Source organism: Parvimonas sp. D9 (assembly GCF_035282565.1).
GTDB lineage: Bacteria > Bacillota > Clostridia > Tissierellales > Peptoniphilaceae > Parvimonas > Parvimonas micra.
Genome location: NZ_JAYKBM010000001.1, coordinates 350,832 through 369,858 on the forward strand (window position 1 = coordinate 350,832; position 19,027 = coordinate 369,858).

The following is a 19,027-nucleotide window of genomic DNA, read 5'->3' on the forward strand; positions in this document are numbered from 1 at the left end:
AATATCACTCCCTAATATATTTAATTGCCTTTGGTAAAAATTTAATTATATCTGATGCTACTAAAGAATCTTCACCTAATTCTTCTTTGGCAAAATCTCCAGCCAAACCATGAATAAAGACCCCAAGCTTTGCGGAATTAAAAGCACTAAGACCTTGACCAAGCAAAGATAAAATAATTCCTGTTAGGCAGTCTCCACTTCCTGCTGTTGCCATACCTGAATTTCCAGTATTATTTATATATATTTCTTCGTCAGACTTAACTATAGTATTTTTACCTTTTAGAACAAGAGTATAGTTTAAATTTTTTTCAAAAAATTTATTTACAACTTCCAATCTATTTTCTTTAATATTTTTTAAATCATAAGATGAAAACCTTGAAAATTCTACTTCATGAGGAGTTATTACAATATTGTTTCTATTTAAAATCTCTGCTTTAATATTTCTTAAGAAAAATATAGCATCAGCATCTATAACTATAGGTTTTTTAAAATTTTTTACAATCATTTCTAAAATTTTTGCATTTTCTTCATTTCTTCCTAATCCGCATCCAATAGCTATAGCATCCAAATTACTTATTTTATCAATTATTTCGTCAATATATCTAAAAGTAAAACAACCTTTATTGTCATCAGAAATTGGTAAAACAATATTTTCAACAGCTTTTATTTGTAAAATATCTGAAATAGAATTAGGACAAATATTATAAACCAATCCACTTCCTGTTCTAAGTGAAGCCTTTGCACACAAATCAACACTTCCACACATTCCAATACTTCCACCAATTATTCCGACTTTTCCAAAATCACCTTTATGTCCATCATCTTTTCTATTTAATATGAGATTTTTACATTCTAAGGCATTTTTGGTATTTATTGATATATTTAAAAATTTAACATCTACTACTGCAATGGCATAATCAGAATCATGGGAAACAGAACAAGATAAATCTTCAATTTTTTTTATAATTTCATTATGAATAATTAAATCAGGTTTTCCGGAAAAATTATGTATAATTTCTACATCAATAGGTGAAATGTTTCCAAATCCAGTACCAATTGCCTTTACAAAGGCTTCTTTTAAGGAAAAAATACCCGCTATGGTTTCATCTCTATTTCCCGTCTTTAAAATATAGTCAATCTCTTCATTTGTAAAATATCTTTTTAAAAACTTGTCCAAATTTTTCATATTTGAAAATCTTGAAATACTACAAATATCTATTCCTATCATTATTCAAATTCATCCATTTCTTTTATAACAAAATTATTTTCCAAAGACTTATATAGTTCTTCATAATTTAAAGCTAATATTTCTTCAGGTTGTTCTACATTTTTTAAGAAATTTCTAATTTTATTCTCAATTTCTTTCATACTCTTAAAAGTAATTAAACTAGGTGCATATGAATTACAAATAAATTCCATAACCACATAAGAAATGTCCCATTTCAATTTAAACTTATCTTCATCTGAAATATTTAATTCATCAACAGCACGTTTCACTCTCTTAACAACTGCGAATACAATAAATTCTGAAAACAAAACAAATTCTTCACAAAAGTCATTTTCTTCAATATCTTGAATAACGGAAAAAATCAAATTCCATTTAAAATCCTTATTTACCAGTTCTAAAAGTCCTAATCCAAATTTTTTACACAAATCATTTTTAAATTCAATTGTATCACAAATTTCAAAAGTTTCTCCAATAACAATGGTTCTATTGTTTGCTCCACTAAGCCTATTTAAAAATCTAACAAAATAATCCTCGTAGCGCATAGAATTATGAAATTTGTTTTTTGAAAAAATATAATCTACAATAATATTTGCACAATCTTTGAAATCAACAACGAATCCTGTGCTTTCTTTAATTTTAACAGAATACAAATCATGAACCATCTTTGAAACAATAGTTTTTAAATGTATCTTTGAAGAATCATAATTATTCTTGTTTTCTACATTTTTTAAATGATTATAAACACTTTGAAGTTGATTATCTATCATCGATAAATTAGCTTTAATAGAAAACATTATAGATCGAATAAAATCTTCTGTTATCATATAATTAAAATTTTTATACAATACTCTGTGATCAATTTCTCCCCAAAATATATTTACCAAAGACTTTATTTGCAATTCAAAATTTACAAAATAATCACCCTCAACTACATATCTACCATCAATTTTATATATTTCAAAACCGTTTTTCTGAACTGTAGGTTGCTTTTCACTAAGTTTTAATTCTATATTTGAATTTAGTTCACTCCTATAAAAACCATCTTTTAATTCAACAGTAAAATTTTTGGAAATTTCATCAAAAATTTTCTTTTCATCATCAATAAATCTACATTCAACTCTAATACCTATTAGATCTGGAAGATTTTCGATTGCAGTCTTATAATTAGGATATTTATAATAATAATTATTTCTTAACAATTTTTCTCTGATACTATCCTCGCTTTTTATTCTTGCGGTTGTGTTTATAAAAAAATCACAATTCAAAAAAATATCGTTAAAGAACTTTTTTAATGATTCAGACGAATTAGAAATAAAATCCATATTCTTATCCATATGTTCTATTGATTTTTCTAAAAATTGAAAAATTTCAAGTTTCAAAAAAACACCTCCAATCACAGAAATATTTTACCATAGATTATAAATATTTACAATCTAAAAAATTCTAAAAAAAAGACTGCTTAAGCAGTCTTAAAACTTATAAACTATCTACAACTTTTTTCAATCTGTTCAACCCGTCTGTTAGCATTTTTCTGTTACAAGCTATATTCATTCTAAAGAATAGTCTTCCATTTTCTCCATAAGTTATTCCTGAATTTAGTAGTAACTTACCTTCATTAATAAGTTTTTGGTGCAACTCATCGTGATCAATATCAAAAGCTCTAAAGTCTAGCCATAATAGAAAACTTGCTTCCGGTCTTTTTACTTTTACTTTTGGAATTTCTTTGTTTATAAAATCTATAGCAAAGTCAATATTATCTTCAATATAACTTATACATTCTTCAAACCATTCTTTACCATAAGTGTAGGCTGCCACAAACCCAACGACTGCAAAACTTGCCATATGGAAAATTCCATATCCTACTAATCCTTCTATAAATTTATTTCGAAGTTCTTCATTTGGAATAATAGCAACAGATTGTGCAAGACCTGCAATATTAAAAGTTTTACTTGGCGCAGTTAAAGTAACTGTATTATATAAAAAATCATCATTAAGAGATGCGATTGGTATATGTTTATAATCCTTAAGAATTAAATCTCCATGAATTTCATCTGAAACCATTAATACATTATGCTTTCTACAGATTTCACCATATTTATTCAATTCTTCTTTTGTCCAAACTCTTCCAACAGGATTATGAGGACTACATAACACACTTAATTTTACATTATTATCAACAATTTTCTTTTCAAAATCATCAAAATCAATAACATACTTATCTTCTAATTCAACTAGTGGATTTTCAACAACTACTCTGTTATTTAATTGTATAGCATTAAAAAAAGGTGGGTATACAGGAGTATTTATAATAACAGCATCTCCTTCTTTTGTATTCCGTAAAATAGTGTTTGCAATTCCCGGTACTACTCCAGGAACGGGAACTATCCATTCTTTCTTTATATCCCAATTATTTTTTTCTTTTTCCCATTTTATAAATGATGAAAAAAACTTTTCACATGGACAGTCGTATCCTATTACTCCGTTTGATATCGGTTCTTTCAAAGCTTCTAAAATTTCATCACAACATTTAAATTCCATATCAGCAATGGACATAGACAAAATTGAGTGGTCATTTTTTTGTGCTCCTGCAGAAATCATATTGTTCCACTTTTCTGCGTGTGAATTTTTTCTGTCTACATATTCATTAAAATCATAACATCTTCCCATAATAACATCTCCTATAAAATTTACGTTAATCTATATTAATTTTTTAATATCTTCAACTTTATCCAATTTTTCCCAAGGTAAATCTAAATCATTTCGTCCGAAATGACCATAAGCGGCAATTTGACGATATATAGGTCTTCTTAAGTCTAAAGTATCGATAATTGCAGCAGGTCTTAAATCAAACACCTTGTTGATTATTTCAATAATCCTATCATCCGAAATTTTTCCTGTACCAAAGGTATCTACATAAATAGAAAGAGGTTTAGCCACCCCAATAGCATAAGAAATTCCTATTTCTAATTTTTCACAAATTCCACTGGCAACAATATTTTTAGCAATATATCTCGCCATATAAGTAGCAGATCTATCTACTTTGGTTGGATCTTTTCCTGAAAAAGCTCCACCACCATGTCTTCCAAATCCACCATAAGTATCAACTATTAGTTTTCTTCCTGTTAATCCTGAATCTCCCATTGGTCCCCCAATTTCAAATCTACCTGTAGGATTTACATAAATCTTAGTATTTTCATCAATTAAGTATTCAGGGATAACTTCATCAATGACAAATTCTTTTATATCTTTTTGAATTTGCTCTAACTTAACTGAAGGACTATGTTGAGTAGAAACAACTATTGCTTCTATTCTTGAAGGAACACCATCAATATACTCAACAGTAACCTGACTCTTACCGTCAGGTCTTAAATATCCTAATATATCATTTTTCCTAACATAAGATAATCTTTTTGACAATTTATGAGCCAAAGTAATCGGTAAAGGCATAAATTCATCAGTTTCTGTACATGCATAACCAAACATCATTCCTTGATCTCCTGCTCCGACAGAATTATACTTATCTTCATTACCATTTTTATATTCTAATGCGCTGTCAACACCTAATGCTATATCTCTTGATTGTTCGTTTATACTTGTTACAACTGAACAAGTTGATGCATCAAAACCGAACTTAGCTCTAGTATATCCTATTTCTTTTAAAACATTTCTAACTATACTCTGTATATCAACATATTGAGAAGTTGTAATTTCACCAACAACCATTACAATTCCAGTTGTTGTTAAAGTTTCACATGCAACTCTTGCAACCGGATCAACTTTTAAAATTTCATCTAAAATAGCATCAGAAACTTGATCACAAATTTTATCCGGATGCCCTTCAGTCACGGATTCAGACGTAAATAAAACTTTTTTCATTTTTACCTCCTTATATTTTATCAAGTAATACCACAGCCTGAGAAGAAATACCTTCTTCTCTACCTTCAAAACCCAAATGTTCTGTTGTAGTAGCTTTTATACTTATATTTTCTATATCAGTTTCCAAAACATTTGCAATATTTTTTCTCATTTTAAAAATAAAATCAGCAAGCTTAGGCTTTTGAGCACAAATAACACTATCTACATTCCCTATTTTATATCCTTTTTCTTTCATAAGTCTTACAACTTCTTTAGTCATTATTAAAGAGTTTATATCTTTATATTTCGAATCATTATCAGGGAATAGTTTCCCAATATCACCTAAACACAATGCTCCCACTATAGCATCATTTATTGCATGAACTAAGACATCAGCATCGCTGTGTCCCAAAAGTCCTTTTTCATGTTCTATTTTTACTCCACCTATTATTAAATCCCGTCCAACGACCAATTCGTGAACATCAAAACCAAATCCTATTCTCATACTAAATGCCTCTTTCTAATAATACTTTTGCATATAAAATGTCTTCTATAGTTGTAATTTTTATATTTGAATATTCACCTTCAACAAGTTTTATTCTAACACCTAATTTTTCAATGATAGAAGAATCATCAGTAATAAAATTACTTTTTTCAAAGAACTTTTTATATCCTTCTAAAATAATTTCCTTTTCAAAAGCTTGAGGTGTCTGAATATTATATAATAAACGTCTGTCAGGTGTAGAAATAACCTCTAAATCAGAAGAAATATATTTAATTGTATCTTTGACTCTAACACCTGTAATAACAGCTTTATAATTATCCAATTCGTTTATAACATTTACAATATTTTGTTTACTGACAAGTGGTCTAGCTCCATCATGACAAATTACAAAATCTGAATCATCTGATACTTCCAAAAGTCCATTATAAGTAGATTCTTCTCTTGAGGAGCCTCCCTCAACTAATTTTATATTTAAAAAGTATCTTTTAATTATATTTTTAAAATCATCAAAAAATTCTTTCTTTGTTACTAAAATAATCTCAAATATTTCAGGTATATCAGTAAAAGCAGAAATTGTTCTTTCAATTACAGAACGTCCACATAAGTCCAAAAAAATTTTATTTGTATTCATTCCCATCCTATTTGAAGAACCCGCTGCAACAATTATAACAGAAATTTGTTTTGCCATAATTTCACCTCGAACTATATTGTACCACATTTAAAATTTATTTTCTATATTTTATAATAAAATTTACGAAGTAAAAATAATAATAATAAAGAATCTCACCCTTATATGATTTTTTGAATTAGGTGAGAGACTTTTTATTTTACAACAAAAGCGATGAATCCTCACCGCTTTTAAAAAGATAAATTATTTTACAAGATCATATTTATATTGTTTTACACCTTGTGCATTGCTAACATTAGTATAACCTAATTTTTTCAATTTTTCGAATGCTTGTCCGCTTCTGTTTCCAGTATTGCAATATAAAACAATTTTTGTATCTTTTTTAGGTACCTTAGATGCAATATCTTTTTCAATTGTTTCTAAAGGAAGATTTATGGCATCTTTAATATGTCCTTCTTTGTATTGGTCTGCAACTCTAACATCTATAACAGTAGCACCTTTTTTTTGTTCTTCTAAAAGAGTTTCCCCTTTCATTAAATTTGATGATTTTTTATCATCCTTTTTTTCAGTTTGTTTTTCAGCTGTCTTATTATCACTCTTTGAACCACAACCTACCAAAGTTGTTGCAGTGATTAATGACAAAAGCAACATTCTTGATAATTTTTTCATTAATTTACCTCCTAAATTTTAATCAATAGAATAATATCATATATTTAAAATAAAGTAAAATAATTTTTTCTTATTAATACAACTTATTAATAATTTTTTTCTATATCACTATATTTTTTATGTTATTACATATATTTTCCCAACTAAATTGGGTTATTTTATATGAAAAATCTTTTTCAAAATTATTATTATATAAATTATTAATTTGATTTTCTAAAGCCAAACTTAATCTTTGAATATAATCATTTACTTCTTCTTTCACAACTTTATCAGTGTCAAACAATTTTGGCATTTTTACAAATTCTATATTTTTAGAATTTATTATATCATCTCCAACAAAATCCATAAAATTTTCGAGTTCATTCATAACAACTTTTAGATCACAAGCCATTGCTTCTATTGTTACAAGTGAAAGTCCTTCATAAAATGAAGGCATAACAAAGATATCACAAGATCTAAATAAATCAGCTATTTCTTGCGTATCCATATATCCATACAATTTGACTTTATCTGACATTTTCTGAGAATATGAAATAATTTCATCATATTCTTCTCCCGTTCCACTTCCTGCCAAAATTAATTCTATATTATATTTGTCTTTTACTTTTTCAAAGGCCTTAAGTAAATATATAACTCCCTTAGCTCTGCTAAATTTTCCGGCATATATAAGTTTTAATTTAGAATTTTTATTATATATTTTATCTTCGCCTCTATAATAAAATTCTAAATCATATCCACCTCCGATAACATAAACTTTATCTTTATTATATTCAAATACTTCAATAATTTCCTCTTTTTGTTTTTCGGACAAGCAAAAAATCCCATCAACTTTTGGGATATTTTTACAAATTAATTTTTTATGGATGTTATTTTTATATAATTGTCTTAAATCAGTTCCATGACAAAATGCAAAAACTTTACAACTTAAATTAAGACTTGCAACAATGGATGACATAATATATAAGTGGTTTGTAAAAATAATATCGGGATTAAATTCATTAACAATTTTTGTTATTTTGTTTGTAAAAACTTTAATATACTCCTCTAATTTTTCGTTTACTAAATTAGAAAATAAAAATGACTCATAAGGCATTACATCACTCATTCCAACAACTGGAAAAGATAAATCTTTACTCTTGAATTTGATAATTTCATAATCATCAAAATTGACTTTTATGATATCATCTTCATTCATTGCACATAAAACTTTTTGAGTAAAGTTCATAGACTTAAAATTTTTATATACTTCCGTTAAATATATTCCACTACCTGTTTTTGAAGGGTACTGACTAATTAAATGTAAAATTTTCAATTTAACAACTCTCCTTATAATATCATAAAAAACTGAAATATCGAATCATAATTTCTTCTGATAATTATATCATATCAACATAAAAAAGTAAAAAAAAAAGCTCCACACGGAGCAAATATAGTGTGTTGGATCCATACACGCTATATTTACGCTTGTGTTGAAGCATCATGTAATCTTTTACTTAATTTACTAACTTTTCTAGATGCAGCGTTTTTATGAAAAACACTGTGTTCAGTAGCTTGTTTAAGTCTTTTGTCAATTGTTCTCAATAATTCATTAGCTGTTTCTAAATTTTTTTCAGCTAAAGCTAAATCAAACTTTTTAATATAAGTCTTTATTTCAGATTTTCTACTTTTATTTTTAAGAGTTTGTTTTTTAGTAATATCTATTCTCTTAAGTGCTGATTTAATATTTGCCATTTCATTCACCTCCTCAAAAACAACATTAATATTATACTACAAACATATAATTTTTACAAGCCCTATTGCTAAAGATTTAAATATACAACTAAATGCTATCTCTAAGAGCGCAATTTTCGCAATACCACCGAATGAGCACCGGAGAATCTTATTGTTCCACAATAAAAAGAACCGGAATAGCATAATCCCAGTTCTTTTTTCAAATTAAAATAAATCAAACAAACTAACTTGATTCGTTTCTTGCAACTTATTTAACACCCCATGTTCTCTTAAGGATTCTAAAGCATTTTTATTTATTTTTGTTCTCTCTTGAAAATCTTCAATAGAGATAAATGGTAATTTTCTAACTTCTTCATAAATTGAAACTGAATTTACGTCGCTTACAAAATCTAACGCTCTAAATGGAGGTAGGATTTTTCCATTTCCATCAATTAAAAATCTTGAAGAATCTGACCTTTCTAAATCAACTTTGCTTGCAACAATTCCTCTAAGATACATTTCTTCCGCAACTTCAAGAATATCATATACATCCTGTTCTTTTTGTGATGCTAATTTTCCTAATTCTTCTATTTCCTTCATTTTAGTTTGGATTGCAGTAAGCCCTTTAAAAATTAAATTACCTGGATAATTATCTATTTTTGTTGTAAAATATGTTGCATAAAAAGCTTCCGGATAATGAACTTTAAAATATGCAATTCTATAACTCATCATTACATAAGCAACAGCATGAGCTTTTGGAAAAAGGTATTTTATCTTTTTACATGATTCAATATACCATTCAGGTATTCCGTTTTCTCTCATATATGATTCTGTTTCTTCATCAAGACTTTTTCCTTTTCTGACTGTTTCCATTATTTTAAATGAACGTTTATTTTCAAGACCTTTAAAAATCAAAAATGTCATTATATCGTCTCTGGTACAAATCGTCTCATTTAAAGGAATTCCCTTTTTTATAAGTTCTTGTGCATTTCCAAGCCATACATCAGTTCCATGAGATAGACCTGAAATTCTTATAAGTTCAGTTAAAGTTTTTGGTCTTGTATCAAGTAGCATCTGTCTTACAAAATTCGTTCCATATTCAGGTATTCCTAAAGTACCTACTGAATCTTTGTATTTGTTATCCATTAGTTTTAAACTATCTGTTGAATAAAATATATTTAAAGTTTCCTTGTCATCCATAGGAATATTTAGAGGATCAACTCCTGTTAAATCTCCTAAATGTTTTATTATAGTTGGAACATCGTGTCCAAGTAAATCAAGTTTTAAAATTCTTCCACTTATAGACTTATAACTAAAATGTGTTGTTTTAGTTTCAGACGTTGGATCATCTGCCGGATATTGTATCGGAGTAAAATCATAGATTTCTTTATTATGAGGAACAATCATTACACCACCGGGATGTTGACCGCTTGTTCTTTTTACGCCAACTATCTTTCTTACATACCTTCTAATATTACCGGCAGTTAAAGAAATTTCTTTTTCTTCTACAAATTTTTTAACATAACCAAATGCAGTTTTATCAGAAATTGTACCAATTGTTCCGGCTCTATAAACTTTATCCGACCCAAATAGTTCTTCAGTATATTTATGACAAGTTGATTGATATTCTCCGGCAAAATTTAAATCAATATCCGGTTCTTTATCACCATCAAATCCTAAAAATACTTCAAAAGGAATGTCATGCCCTTCCTTACTCATATTTATTTTACAATGTGGACATTCTTTATCAGGCATATCGACTCCGGATTGCCCACTATATTCTTCATGAAATTCTGAATATTTGCATTTTGGACAAATATAATGTGGGATTAATGGATTTACTTCTGTTATGCCAGCCATAGTAGCTGCAAAAGATGAGCCGACAGATCCTCTTGAACCTACCAAATATCCATCATCATTTGATCTCCAAACCAATTTTTGAGCAATTATATATAATACAGCGTATCCATTTTTTATAATTGAACTTAATTCTCTCTCAAGCCTATCTTCAACTATTTTCGGTAAATTTTCTCCATAAATAGATTTAGCCTTATCATAACATATTTTTCTTAATTCTTCATCAGAACCTTCAATAAAAGGTGGATATGTTCCATTAGGAATAGGTAAAATATCTTCCAGCATATCTTTAAATATATTTGTATTTTTTACTACAACTTCATAGGCTTCATCTTTCCCAAGATATGAAAACTCATCAAGCATTTCATCAGTAGTTCTAAAATAAAATGAACCTTCTTTTTCAAGATTTTTTCTTCCTTGACCATATAAAATTACATTTCTAAAAATATAATCATTTTTATCCAAGTATTTTACATTTCCAGTTGCTACCACTAACTTATCTAATTTCTTTCCGAGTCCATAAATCTTTTTATTTATTTCTTTCAAATCATCTATGCTTAAAACTTTACCTCTAAAAAACAAATGTTTTAAATTAGATATAGGTTGAATCTCAAAAAAATCATAAAATTTTGCAATTTCTAAAATTTCTTCTTCACTTTTTTCTTCAATAAAAGCTCTAAAAAGTTCTCCATCCCAATTTCCCGAACCAATTAAAAGGCCTTCTCTATATTCCTTTAATCTTGACTTTGGAAAGCCGGCAACTCTTCTAAAATACTTCATTAATCCTTCAGAAACCATCTTATAAAATCCACTTAAGGCTTCCATTTTCTTAACATATATAATTGAATTATATGAAATGTTTTTTGCAACAGGCCATTTTGTTTCAATATTATTTATATTTTCATCAAATACTTTTCCTTCTTTTTCAACTATTTTTATAAGTTCTAAAAGTATTCCTGCACAAGCCTCAGCATCAAAACTGGCTCTATGATGATTTAATAAATTTACTCCTAATTCCTTACATAATGTATTAAGTTTATGATTTTTTAAATGTGGTAATATAGCTCTTGCAAAACCCATTGTATCTATAAATGTTGGATTAAATTCAAGATTTAATCTCTTACAGTTAGTTTTTATAAATGAAATATCAAATTCTGCATTATGTGCAACAAAAACTGCATTTTTAGAAAATTCTAAAAACTTTGGCATAATTTCACTTATTAATGGTTTATCTGCTACCATTTCATTAGTAATACCGGTTATTTCAGTAATTTCTTGAGATATTTCTTGTTCAGGATTTACCAGCTCATTAAAAACATCAACTATTTTTCCACTTTCAACTCGAACAGCTCCTATTTCTGTAATATTATTTTTTAAATGTGAAAGACCGGTTGTCTCAATATCAAAAACTACAAAAGTATCAAAATTTACACCATCTTTATAATTATATAAAATTCTCGGGTTATCCTCTAACAAATTTAATTCAAGTCCATATAATGCCTTTATATCGCTCTTCCCAAACAAATCCATCATTTTCGGATATGCTTGAACAACTCCAATATCTGTGACACCTATGGCAGTATGACCCATTTCTTCCAATCTTGATTTTAAGACTTCTAAATTTACACAACCATCAAGCCCACTCATTTGTGAATTCAAATGCAGTTCAACTCTCTTTTCAGGTGCATTATCAATATAAACAAAACTTGAAGACTTTTCCATGCCATCAATCATCATAGAAATTCCTTTTGCATATTGATCATATTCAACTCTACCGATAGCCGTTACATAAATTCCTTTTTTAATGGAGTCTCTATTTATATTATTATTGAAAATAGATAATTTCTTTTCATCTAAAAACCATTTACAATTCATAGCAGAAGTTTCATCTTCAATATCAAATAATGCTAATTTTTTCCCACTTTTCAGCTCTCTAATTTCTAAATCATAAACTCTTCCCTGAATTTTACAAAAACCACTATTTTGATCTAAATCTGAAATTTTTAAAATTGGATCTTTATCCGAAATCTTTTTACCTAGTCTAAATAAACTATTTTCTTCTGTACTTTCTTTATTTACTTTGATTTTTTCAGCTTTAATTTTATTTTCTTGCTTTATTTCTTTTCTTTTATTTTCTAATTTGTTATCAAGTTTTTCACAACTTTTTTCTTCTCTTGTTATTAAACAATTTAGCATAATAAGCTCAATGTCTTCAGTAAATTTACCGGATATAAATTCTTTTAAATCATCCAAAAAAGAATTTGAAATAAGTTTAAACCTACAAAGAGAATTTGAAATAAAAATTTCTATATAATCTTCCAAAAAATTTATTCTATCACTATTAGTAAGTGAAAATCCATGATTCTTCAATAATTTTTGAACTTCATTCACAAATTCATCATAATTTATATAATAAAAATATTTATAAGGATATTCAGATTTTGAAAAGTTTTGAACCGAAAAATCTACTTCTCTTCCATTAAATATCTCATGAAGTTCTTTATCCAAAACAATAAGTTCTTCTATTCCAATATCATCGGAGTTTGTAAGCAATCTAAAACTTATCTTTTCATCACCAAAAATAAACTCATCAATGATAAAATCATCTGATAAGCTGTAATTTTTTCGCTGTGAAAAATAAAAACTTTTTAAACTCCTATACATACTATTCCTCCAATTTATTTATTTCGTTAATAAGTTCTGCTAATAAATCTTTTTCTTCAACTTTTTTTATAATTTGCCCTTTTTTGAAAATCAGACCTTTACCATTCCCGCCTGCAATTCCTAAATCCGCTTCTTTTGCCTCACCGGGACCATTTACGGGGCATCCCATTATCGCAATTTTCAAATTTTTCTTTACATGTTTTAATTCCTTTTCAGCTTGTTCAACAATATTGATTAAATCTATTTTTGTTCTTGAACAAGTAGGACAGGAAATTAAATCTATTCCATCTTTTAAAAGTCCTAGTGAACGTAAAATTTCTTTTCCAACTTTAACTTCTTCTACCGGATCTCCGGTTAAAGAAACTCTAATCGTATCTCCAATTCCTTTTGCTAAAATAATACCAAGTCCTACAGAAGATTTTATGGTTCCTCTAAAGCTTGGTCCGGCTTCTGTAATCCCTAGATGTAATGGATAATCGCATAAATTACTCAAAAGTTCATAAGACTCAACACAAATAGGAACATTGCTTGATTTTATTGATATTTTAATTTGATCAAAATTTAAAGATTCTAAAAATTCAACTTGATCTAAGGCACTATAAACTATAGACTCTTTATTAACTCCATGAAATTTATCTATAAACTTTTGATTTACAGATCCGGAATTAACCCCAACTCTTATTGGAATATTATGGTACTTACAACATTCCACAACTTCTTTAACTTTCTTTTTTCCACCAATATTTCCGGGATTAATTCTTAAACAATCCGCTCCGTTTTCGGCTGCCATTATTGCAAGTTTATAATCATATTGTATATCTGCAATAAAAGGTATAGTAGTTAAAGACTTTATTTTCTTAATTGCCAAAGCATCATCCAAATCATTCACTGCTGAACGACTAATATTGCAACCTTCTTTTGCAAATTCATTAATTTGTCTAGCAGTTGAAAATACATCTTTTGTAATTGTATTAGTCATTGATTGTATAGAAATAGGAGAACCCCCTCCAACAGGTACGTTCCCCACATAAATTTTCTTAGTTATTTTTCTTTCCATTAATTTGCTCCAAATATTCCTAGTCTTATTACATCTTTAAACGATACAAATAAAATAAGACCCATTAAAAATATAAATCCTATTGTATGAATTAAGCCTTCTTTAGATCTTGAAACAGGTCTTCCTAAAATAAATTCTATAAATAAGAAAACCAGTCTTCCTCCATCTAAAGCCGGAATAGGCAATAAATTTATAAAGCCCAAGTTCACACTTAAAAAAGCTGTAATGTATAATAATGAATACCATCCATTACTTGCAGCACTACTTATTGCTCCAACTACTCCTATTGGTCCAGATAATTGTCCTACACCAACTTTACCTGTAAATAATTGTCTTAAAATATCAAACATTGAGCTTATAAAATAAAAAAATGTATTAAAAGTTTCTTTTACAGAAACTAATAAATTTCTTTCCAATTTTGAAGTAATACCCAAAATTTTTTCATTAGAATTATCAAATTTTACTTTTATTTCTTTTTCTTGTCCATTTCTCACTACCTTAACAACAGTTTCTTGTTTGTCAAGCTTAGATAAACTTTCTTGAATATCTTTCCAAGAATTTATTTTATTTTCTCCAATACCTACAATTTTATCTCCAACTTGAATTCCATACTTTTGAGCAATTGAATTGTCCTTAAGATTACCCACCGTAGTTGTTTGATGTCCTCTAAATCCAAATAGTGTAAAAAGGATAACAAATGCTAAAATAAAATTAAACAATGGTCCTGCAAAAATAGTTAAAATTCTTCCACCTATTGAGGCTCCATTAAAATGTCCTCTTTTTGAAAAATCTAATTCCTCTTCGTCTTCTCCTTCATCTTCACCTTCCATAGCACAAAAACCGCCTAATGGTAAAGCTCTGATAGAATATAATGTATCTCCTCTTTGTTTTCCAAAAATTTTAGGTCCCATTCCGACGGAGAATTCATTTACTTTTATCTTAGCTCTTTTAGCGAAAATAAAATGTCCAAATTCATGAACTACAACTACTACCATAAACACTAAAAGTGCTATTATTATTTTTATAATCATCAAATACTACCTCCAAATATGTGAAAAATAATATAGACTAAAGGAGTTACAAAAATTATACTGTCAAACCTATCTAAAAATCCGCCATGTCCTCTAATAATATTACTAAAATCTTTTATTCCAATTTCTCTTTTTATTTTAGATGCAAATAAATCTCCCAATTGAGCAACAATAGAAAGAATTATTCCAAAACTAATTATAAAAACGGCATTATATTTTAAAACAAAAAAATTGAATATATTTAACAATATAACTGATCCGAAAATTCCTCCTAAAGAGCCCTCAACAGTTTTTTTAGGACTTATGCTCGGATATAACTTATGTTTTCCAAAAATTATTCCAAATAGATAAGCAAATGTATCAGTTCCCCATGAAATAAGAAATACAACCCACAAAAGATTTGTTTGCCCTAATCTTAAAAAAATTCCCATAGGTATTGAAATATAAATAAAAGAAAACAATAATTTTCCAAAATTTTCAATATTGATTTTATTAAAAAACAAATAATATATGGAAATAGAAAGAAAATATAATGAAAAAAAAGTCAATACTAAATCTTTATTTGAACTTCCTATAGAATACAAAATTGCCACAGAAAATAACATACTAAGAACTATTACTAATATATCATTTAACTTAAATGTCCTAAACAATTCAATTAAACATAGAACAGCAATAGTCATAGCATATCCTATAAGTGCATAACCACCACAACAGATACAAATAAAAGATACTATTAACATTAAAACTCCACTTATAGTCCTATTAATAAAACTATTCATTAAATTCCCCCAAATCTTCTATTTCTATTTTGAAAATCATATATTGCATCATACAAATCATCGGCATAAAACTCAGGCCATAAAATATCTGTAAAATAAAATTCAGAATAAGCTAATTGATAAATCAAAAAATTGCTTATCCTCTTTTCATTTCCTGTTCTTATCATTAAATCAACATCTGAATTTTCTTTTGTATATAGATATTTTTTAAAGCTTTCTTCATTTAAATTATCTATTAAAAATTTTTCTTTTAAAATATCATCATATAATTTTTTTATTGATGCAATAATTTCAGCTCTACCACCATAATTTAATGCAATATTTAATACCATTCCATTATTATTTTTTGACTTGTTTATACTGTCTTCAAGTAACTTAACTATAGAATCCGGCAACTTACTATAATCTCCAATAACTCTAAAAACTATATTATTTTCTAAAATCCTCTTTAATTGAGAATTTATGTAAATAACCAAAATATTCATAAGACCATTCACTTCTTCTTCAGGTCTTTTCCAATTTTCAGTTGAAAATGCATATAAAGTTAGAGTCCTAATTCCTATTTTACAGCACTCTTCAACAATATCAACAACTCTATTCATTCCTTCTTTGTGTCCGGCAATTCTGGGCAAAAATCTATTTTTTGCCCATCTTCCATTGCCATCCATAATTATACCAATATGTTTTGGCACATTTTTTAAATCTATATCTTTCATTAAATTTCCATTAATTCTTTTTCTTTTAATTTTGTAATATCTTCAACTTTTTTGATAAATTTATCTGTAACTTTTTGAACTTCTTCTTCAGCTTGTCTTAATTCATCTTCGCTGATTTCTTTATCTTTTTCTAATTTTTTCAATTTATCAAGTCCATCACGTCTCAAATTTCTAATAGCTATCTTAGAGTTTTCCCCATATCCCTTAACAACCTTAACTAATTCTTTTCTTCTATCTTCTGTCAATGCCGGAAATGGCAGTCTAATAACTTTTCCGTCATTAGATGGAGTTATTCCTAAATTTGATGCTAAAAGAACTTTTTCTATAGGAGTTATCAAAGATGCATCCCAAGGTTGAATAACTAATAATCTTGCCTCCGGAACTGAAATAGATGCAACTTGCTTAATTGGAGTTTCTGTTCCATAATAATCAACAGTAAATTGATCTAAAATTGTAGGATTTGCTCTACCAGCTCTTACTGTTGTTAGTTCTGTTTCATAAGATTCTATTGATTTTGACATTTTTCTTTCTAATTCATTAATTATTTCTCTATGCATTTTATTTCCCCCTTACTATTGTTCCTACTCTTTCTCCCTTTACAACTGAAACTAAATTTTCCGGATTGTCAATTCCAAATACAATAAGAGGAATATTGTTATCCATACAGAGAGAAGTAGCTGTAGCATCCATTATACCCAATCCTCTATTCAAAATTTCTATATATGTTAATTCTTCAAATTTCTTCGCATCTTTAAATTTATTTGGATCTTTATCATAAATACCGTCAGTTCCTGTTTTACCAAGTAAAATTACATCTGCTTGCATTTCTGCTGCTCTTAAAGCTGCAGTTGTATCAGTTGAAAAATATGGCATACCTGTTCCTGCTCCAAAAATAACAATCCTACCTTTCTCAAGATGACGTTCAGCCTTTCTCTTTATAAAAGGTTCTGCAACTTCATGAACACTAATTGCGGTCTGAACTCTTGTAGGTACTCCCATATTTTCAAGTGTGGCTTGTAACCTTAAAGAATTTATTATAGTTGCAAGCATACCCATATGGTCAGAAGTTGAACGTTCTATTTTTTCACTCGAACGGCCTCTCCAAAAGTTTCCACCACCGACTACAATACAAATTTGAATACCTAAATCATATACATCTTTTACTGATTTACAAATTTTTTCAATTGTTTCATCATCAAGCCCATGTCCTATTCCACCTGACAAAGCCTCTCCACTAAGTTTAATAACTACTCTTTTAAAATCTAAATCCATAAGATAGTTTTTCTCCTTTAATTTTATACAATAAGTGTATCATTTTTTCGAAAATTTTTCAATATTTAAAATATATTTATAAATATATAAACTTCAAAAAATATATTAAAATTAAATTTTGTATTTAAGAATTAAAAAAAAGATTGAAATATAATTCCAATCTTATCTTATTTTTTATCAATAAAATATTTTATTTTTTATCTTTTTTCATTTCTCGCTCTATTTCATCTTTAACTTTTGGAGAAAGTTCATCTTTATTATTCTCCATACCTTTAACTGTATTTTTATATTGATTAACTAAATCCTTAGCTTCTTTATAAGCATTTATATATTCGTTGTCATCACTCTCTATTCCATATTTACTCAAATTATCAACATATTCTATCCCCAAAAGTGTATCTAAAATCGTAAATTCATCTTTGATTTCAAATCTATAATTTGGATAAAACTTACTATCAGAATTTATATATTTTTTCCCGTTCCTTACTTCTATTTTTAGGTTAAAGGCTTCAAAGAAGGCTTCTTCTCTGTTTGGTTTTTTAAAAACTTCTCCATTCTTATCAACTATAACACCTGAATTTTTGTTCCAACAATAGTCAGGATATTTTATATTAATTTTATCCATATGAAATACAATACGTCCATTGTCATTTGCTAAAAATACTTTATTTCTAAACTTTTCTATACTAATATTAGAACTTTTACAAGAAGAAAAGAGAATTAAAAAGCAAAAAGAAAATGTTACCAATAGGACTTTAAAATTAAAAAGTTTAATTTTTTTACTCATAATAACCACCTCTGTATATTCTCTTCCATTATATCACATTAGCGAAACGAATTCAATAATCATTACTGTAAATTATATAAAAAAAGACAAACAACAATGTTTATCTTAATTCATAATTATATTTTCACTTAGATTTTGGATAAACTCGTCAACATTTCTTTTTTACAACTCTATTATTTTAAAATCTTCATCATAAATATTATACTTTGTTAAATGTGAAATAATCATAAATTTACATTTATATAATTTCTTTATATTATTTATAA

Annotated in this window: 17 protein-coding genes; all 17 read right to left on the minus strand. The window is 27.6% G+C overall.

Going from position 1 to position 19,027, the window contains the following annotated elements; all coding sequences use genetic code 11:
* Window positions 1–4 precede the first annotated feature (4 nt).
* The gene (locus VJI94_RS01755) at window positions 5–1,228 is read right to left on the minus strand and encodes an NAD(P)H-hydrate dehydratase (protein WP_004833274.1); all 1,224 of its coding nucleotides are present in this window, start codon (window positions 1,226–1,228) and stop codon (window positions 5–7) included.
* The gene (locus tag VJI94_RS01760; RefSeq protein WP_050749950.1) at window positions 1,228–2,607 is read right to left on the minus strand and encodes a GTP pyrophosphokinase; all 1,380 of its coding nucleotides are present in this window, start codon (window positions 2,605–2,607) and stop codon (window positions 1,228–1,230) included. The genes VJI94_RS01755 and VJI94_RS01760 overlap by 1 nt, the downstream gene beginning before the upstream one ends.
* A 97-nt stretch (window positions 2,608–2,704) precedes the next feature.
* On the minus strand, window positions 2,705–3,895 hold the full coding sequence (locus tag VJI94_RS01765; RefSeq protein WP_324008094.1) for a MalY/PatB family protein: 1,191 nt from the start codon (window positions 3,893–3,895) through the stop codon (window positions 2,705–2,707).
* A gap of 30 nt (window positions 3,896–3,925) precedes the next feature.
* Window positions 3,926–5,104, minus strand: coding sequence for a methionine adenosyltransferase (gene metK, locus VJI94_RS01770; protein ID WP_040597101.1), 1,179 nt, complete (start codon window positions 5,102–5,104; stop codon window positions 3,926–3,928).
* 10 nt (window positions 5,105–5,114) lie between these two features.
* Window positions 5,115–5,588 carry a 2-C-methyl-D-erythritol 2,4-cyclodiphosphate synthase gene (gene ispF, locus VJI94_RS01775; RefSeq protein ID WP_004833270.1) on the minus strand — a complete coding sequence of 158 codons (474 nt, stop codon included), beginning with the start codon at window positions 5,586–5,588 and terminating at the stop codon, window positions 5,115–5,117.
* Window position 5,589: 1 nt separating this feature from the next.
* Window positions 5,590–6,276 (minus strand): 2-C-methyl-D-erythritol 4-phosphate cytidylyltransferase, encoded by a 687-nt coding sequence (gene ispD, locus VJI94_RS01780; protein ID WP_040597100.1) that lies wholly within the window; start codon window positions 6,274–6,276, stop codon window positions 5,590–5,592.
* Window positions 6,277–6,459: 183 nt separating this feature from the next.
* On the minus strand, window positions 6,460–6,885 hold the full coding sequence (locus tag VJI94_RS01785; RefSeq protein ID WP_029949110.1) for a rhodanese-like domain-containing protein: 426 nt from the start codon (window positions 6,883–6,885) through the stop codon (window positions 6,460–6,462).
* A gap of 100 nt (window positions 6,886–6,985) precedes the next feature.
* A complete protein-coding gene (locus VJI94_RS01790; RefSeq protein WP_324008095.1) occupies window positions 6,986–8,197 on the minus strand; it encodes a glycosyltransferase family 4 protein in 1,212 nt (403 codons plus the stop codon).
* 146 nt (window positions 8,198–8,343) lie between these two features.
* Window positions 8,344–8,616 carry a 30S ribosomal protein S20 gene (gene rpsT, locus VJI94_RS01795; RefSeq protein WP_029949113.1) on the minus strand — a complete coding sequence of 91 codons (273 nt, stop codon included), beginning with the start codon at window positions 8,614–8,616 and terminating at the stop codon, window positions 8,344–8,346.
* 204 nt (window positions 8,617–8,820) lie between these two features.
* Window positions 8,821–13,116: a PolC-type DNA polymerase III gene (locus VJI94_RS01800; RefSeq protein WP_324008096.1), complete on the minus strand. Its 4,296-nt coding sequence runs from the start codon at window positions 13,114–13,116 to the stop codon at window positions 8,821–8,823.
* Between the two features lies 1 nt (window position 13,117).
* The gene (ispG, locus tag VJI94_RS01805; protein ID WP_041954041.1) at window positions 13,118–14,173 is read right to left on the minus strand and encodes a flavodoxin-dependent (E)-4-hydroxy-3-methylbut-2-enyl-diphosphate synthase; all 1,056 of its coding nucleotides are present in this window, start codon (window positions 14,171–14,173) and stop codon (window positions 13,118–13,120) included.
* Window positions 14,173–15,204 carry an RIP metalloprotease RseP gene (gene rseP / locus VJI94_RS01810; protein WP_004833263.1) on the minus strand — a complete coding sequence of 344 codons (1,032 nt, stop codon included), beginning with the start codon at window positions 15,202–15,204 and terminating at the stop codon, window positions 14,173–14,175. Before rseP ends, ispG begins: the two co-directional genes overlap by 1 nt.
* Window positions 15,204–15,986: a phosphatidate cytidylyltransferase gene (locus VJI94_RS01815; RefSeq protein WP_324008097.1), complete on the minus strand. Its 783-nt coding sequence runs from the start codon at window positions 15,984–15,986 to the stop codon at window positions 15,204–15,206. The genes rseP and VJI94_RS01815 overlap by 1 nt, the downstream gene beginning before the upstream one ends.
* Window positions 15,986–16,702: an isoprenyl transferase gene (locus VJI94_RS01820; RefSeq protein ID WP_324008098.1), complete on the minus strand. Its 717-nt coding sequence runs from the start codon at window positions 16,700–16,702 to the stop codon at window positions 15,986–15,988. The genes VJI94_RS01815 and VJI94_RS01820 overlap by 1 nt, the downstream gene beginning before the upstream one ends.
* Window positions 16,702–17,259: a ribosome recycling factor gene (frr, locus tag VJI94_RS01825; protein WP_004833260.1), complete on the minus strand. Its 558-nt coding sequence runs from the start codon at window positions 17,257–17,259 to the stop codon at window positions 16,702–16,704. The genes VJI94_RS01820 and frr overlap by 1 nt, the downstream gene beginning before the upstream one ends.
* A gap of 1 nt (window position 17,260) precedes the next feature.
* The gene (pyrH, locus tag VJI94_RS01830; protein ID WP_029949118.1) at window positions 17,261–17,974 is read right to left on the minus strand and encodes a UMP kinase; all 714 of its coding nucleotides are present in this window, start codon (window positions 17,972–17,974) and stop codon (window positions 17,261–17,263) included.
* A gap of 190 nt (window positions 17,975–18,164) precedes the next feature.
* Window positions 18,165–18,761 (minus strand): hypothetical protein, encoded by a 597-nt coding sequence (locus tag VJI94_RS01835; RefSeq protein WP_324008099.1) that lies wholly within the window; start codon window positions 18,759–18,761, stop codon window positions 18,165–18,167.
* Window positions 18,762–19,027: the final 266 nt, after the last annotated feature.

What these genes read in the sequence shown, in the direction of transcription:
- ispG (WP_041954041.1), bottom strand. Translation starts at nt 14,173, where the DNA reads ATGGAAAGAAAAATAACTAAGAAAATTTATGTGGGGAACGTACCTGTT.
- pyrH (WP_029949118.1), bottom strand. Translation starts at nt 17,974, where the DNA reads ATGGATTTAGATTTTAAAAGAGTAGTTATTAAACTTAGTGGAGAGGCT.
- frr (WP_004833260.1), bottom strand. Translation starts at nt 17,259, where the DNA reads ATGCATAGAGAAATAATTAATGAATTAGAAAGAAAAATGTCAAAATCA.
- VJI94_RS01800 (WP_324008096.1), bottom strand. Translation starts at nt 13,116, where the DNA reads ATGTATAGGAGTTTAAAAAGTTTTTATTTTTCACAGCGAAAAAATTAC.
- ispF (WP_004833270.1), bottom strand. Translation starts at nt 5,588, where the DNA reads ATGAGAATAGGATTTGGTTTTGATGTTCACGAATTGGTCGTTGGACGG.
- VJI94_RS01755 (WP_004833274.1), bottom strand. Translation starts at nt 1,228, where the DNA reads ATGATAGGAATAGATATTTGTAGTATTTCAAGATTTTCAAATATGAAA.
- VJI94_RS01785 (WP_029949110.1), bottom strand. Translation starts at nt 6,885, where the DNA reads ATGAAAAAATTATCAAGAATGTTGCTTTTGTCATTAATCACTGCAACA.
- rseP (WP_004833263.1), bottom strand. Translation starts at nt 15,204, where the DNA reads ATGATTATAAAAATAATAATAGCACTTTTAGTGTTTATGGTAGTAGTT.
- rpsT (WP_029949113.1), bottom strand. Translation starts at nt 8,616, where the DNA reads ATGGCAAATATTAAATCAGCACTTAAGAGAATAGATATTACTAAAAAA.
- VJI94_RS01765 (WP_324008094.1), bottom strand. Translation starts at nt 3,895, where the DNA reads ATGGGAAGATGTTATGATTTTAATGAATATGTAGACAGAAAAAATTCA.
- VJI94_RS01820 (WP_324008098.1), bottom strand. Translation starts at nt 16,702, where the DNA reads ATGAAAGATATAGATTTAAAAAATGTGCCAAAACATATTGGTATAATT.
- metK (WP_040597101.1), bottom strand. Translation starts at nt 5,104, where the DNA reads ATGAAAAAAGTTTTATTTACGTCTGAATCCGTGACTGAAGGGCATCCG.
- ispD (WP_040597100.1), bottom strand. Translation starts at nt 6,276, where the DNA reads ATGGCAAAACAAATTTCTGTTATAATTGTTGCAGCGGGTTCTTCAAAT.
- VJI94_RS01835 (WP_324008099.1), bottom strand. Translation starts at nt 18,761, where the DNA reads ATGAGTAAAAAAATTAAACTTTTTAATTTTAAAGTCCTATTGGTAACA.
- VJI94_RS01815 (WP_324008097.1), bottom strand. Translation starts at nt 15,986, where the DNA reads ATGAATAGTTTTATTAATAGGACTATAAGTGGAGTTTTAATGTTAATA.